Annotated in this window: 2 protein-coding genes; both read left to right on the top strand. The window is 75.4% G+C overall.

Translation table 11 applies throughout. The features are described 5' to 3' along the window. A partial coding sequence (locus I0Q12_RS01425; protein ID WP_197250260.1) for an amidohydrolase family protein occupies window positions 1-1,214 on the top strand: 1,214 nt, incomplete at its 5' end. After that, the coding region (gene lnt / locus I0Q12_RS01420; protein WP_307845969.1) for an apolipoprotein N-acyltransferase at window positions 1,211-2,524 on the top strand (1,314 nt) is incomplete at its 3' end. The genes I0Q12_RS01425 and lnt, both read left to right, overlap by 4 nt.

The following is a 2,524-nucleotide window of genomic DNA, read 5'->3' as shown; positions in this document are numbered from 1 at the left end:
CCCCCGGCCGCGCCGTGTACCTGACCCGCATCGACGCGCATTCGGCGGCCGCGTCCACCGCGCTGCGCGCTGCCGCCGACCCGGCCGCACTTGCCGGCTACCACCCCGAGCAGCCGCTCACCGCCGCCGCGCATCACGCGGTGCGCGCCGCCGCGCGCGCCCGGCTCACCGCGGCGCAGCGGGCCCGGGCGCGGGCCGCCGCCCTCGACGACTACGCCGCGGCGGGCATCGTCGCCGTCCACGAATGCGGCGGCCCCGACATCTCCGGCCGCGACGACTTCACCGAACTGCTCGGCACCGACCACCCGGTGCAGGTGCGCGGCTACTGGGGGGAAGCGGTCGGCACCGCCGAGCAGGCCGCCGAGCTGCTCGCCGCCACCGGCGCGCACGCCCTCGGCGGTGACCTGTTCGTCGACGGCGCGTTCGGCTCCCACACCGCGTGGACGACCGGCCCCTATGCCGATCGCCCCGACTGCTGCGGCACCGCCTACCTGACCGGCGAGGAGATCACCGCGCACGTGCGGGCGTGCACCACCGCCGGTATCCAGGCCGGGTTCCATGTCATCGGGGACGCGGCGGTCGCCGCCGCGGCCGCCGCGTTCGCCGCCGTCGCCGACGAGCTGGGCGGGCCCGCCGTCGCCGCCCGCGGGCACCGGCTCGAACACGCCGAAGCCCTCACCGTCGAGCAGGCCACCCGGTTGGGCCGGTGGGGGGTGATCGCGAGCATGCAGCCGATGTTCGACGCGCTGTGGGGTGGCCCGGGCGGGATGTACGCCACACGGCTCGGCGCCGACCGGGCGGCCGGGCTGAACAACTTCGCCGGGATCGCCTCGACCGGGATGTCGCTCGCGTTCGGCTCCGACGCGCCGGTGACCGCGGCGCGGCCGTGGCCGATGCTGCGCGCCGCCGTGCACCATCACACACCGGGCAGCGGCATCTCACCGCGCGCCGCGTTCGCCGCCGCGACCCGCGGCGCGTGGCGGGCCGGTGGGGTCCGCGACGGGCTGGCCGGCACCCTCGATCCGGGGGCGCCGGCCTCGTATGCGGTGTGGGAGGCGGGGGAGTTGGTGATCAGCGCCCCGAAGGACAGCGTGCAGCGGTGGTCGACGGATCCGCGGTCGCGGGTGGCGCCGCTGCCGGATCTCGCACCGGGCACGGACGATCCGGTGCTGGTGCGCAGCGTGCACCGCGGCCGGATCGTGTACGAGCGGTGACCGGGCCGGCCGCGCGGGCGGTGCGGGCGGTGGCCGTGCGGGCCGTGCTGTCGGTGCTCGCCGGGCTGTTGCTGTTCGCGAGTTTCCCGCCGCGCCCGTTGTGGTTCCTCGCCCCGCTCGGCATCGGTTTGCTGATCACTGTATTGATTGCACAACCGCTGCATCGACGTGCCGGGTTCTGCTATGGATACCTCGCCGGCCTGGGCTTTCTGGTACCGCTGCTGCCGTGGATCGGGGTGTACGTCGGGCCGTTGCCGTGGCTGGCGCTGGCCGCGGTCGAGGCCCTGTTCGTGGGGTTGTTCGGCGCGCTGGTCGTGCACGTGCGGTCGCTGCCCGCGGCGCCGCTGTGGATCGCGGCGTGCTGGTCGCTGACCGAGTTCCTGCGCGCGAGCGTGCCGTTCGGCGGATTCCCGTGGGGGCGGCTGGCGTTCGGGCAACCCGACGGGCTGCTGGTCGCCCTGGCCGCGGCCGGCGGCGCCCCGCTGGTGTCCTTCGCGGTCGCCCTCACCGGTGCCGGGGTGGCCGCCCTCGTCGTCCGGTCCCGCGCGCCGCGGCGCGGACCGCTGCTGCGGGCCGCCGCGGTGACCGTGGCGGCCCCGCTGTGCGCGGCGGCGGTGTGGCCGTTGCTGCCCGCCCCCGACGCCGGGGACCGCACGATCACGGTCGCCGCGATCCAGGGCAGCGTGCCGCGCCTGGGCCTGGACTTCAACGCGCAACGCAAGGCGGTCCTCGACAACCACGTCGCCCGCACCCTGGAACTGGCCGCCGAGGTGCGCGCCGGGACCACACCGCGCCCGGACGTGGTGATCTGGCCGGAGAACGCCTCGGACATCGATCCGCTGCGCAACCCGGACGCCGCCGCCGACATCACCGCCGCGGCCGCCGCGATCGGTGCGCCCATCTCCGTCGGTGCGGTCCTCGTCAACGGCGACGGCACCACCACCAACTCGGTGATCGTGTGGGACGCGGCGACCGGGCCGGGGGAGCGGCACGACAAGAAGATCATCCAGCCGTTCGGCGAGTACCTGCCGTACCGGTCCTTCTTCCGGTTGTTCTCCGAATACGCGGACCGCGCCGGGCATTTCGTGCCCGGCCACGGCGACGGGGTCGTGCACGCGGCCGGCATCCCCATCGGGGTCGCGACCTGCTACGAGGTGGCGTTCGACCGGGCGCTGCGGGAGGCCGTCGACGCCGGCGCGCAACTGCTGGCGGTACCCACCAACAACGCCACCTTCGGCGACACCGAGATGACCTATCAGCAGCTGGCGATGTCCCGGCTGCGGGCCGTCGAACACGGCCGCACCGTCGTG

Source organism: Rhodococcus sp. CX (assembly GCF_015865005.1).
In the GTDB taxonomy this organism is placed as follows: domain Bacteria; phylum Actinomycetota; class Actinomycetes; order Mycobacteriales; family Mycobacteriaceae; genus Rhodococcus.
Note: the sequence above shows the minus strand (reverse complement) of the source record. Positions and strands in the feature narration are given on the sequence as shown.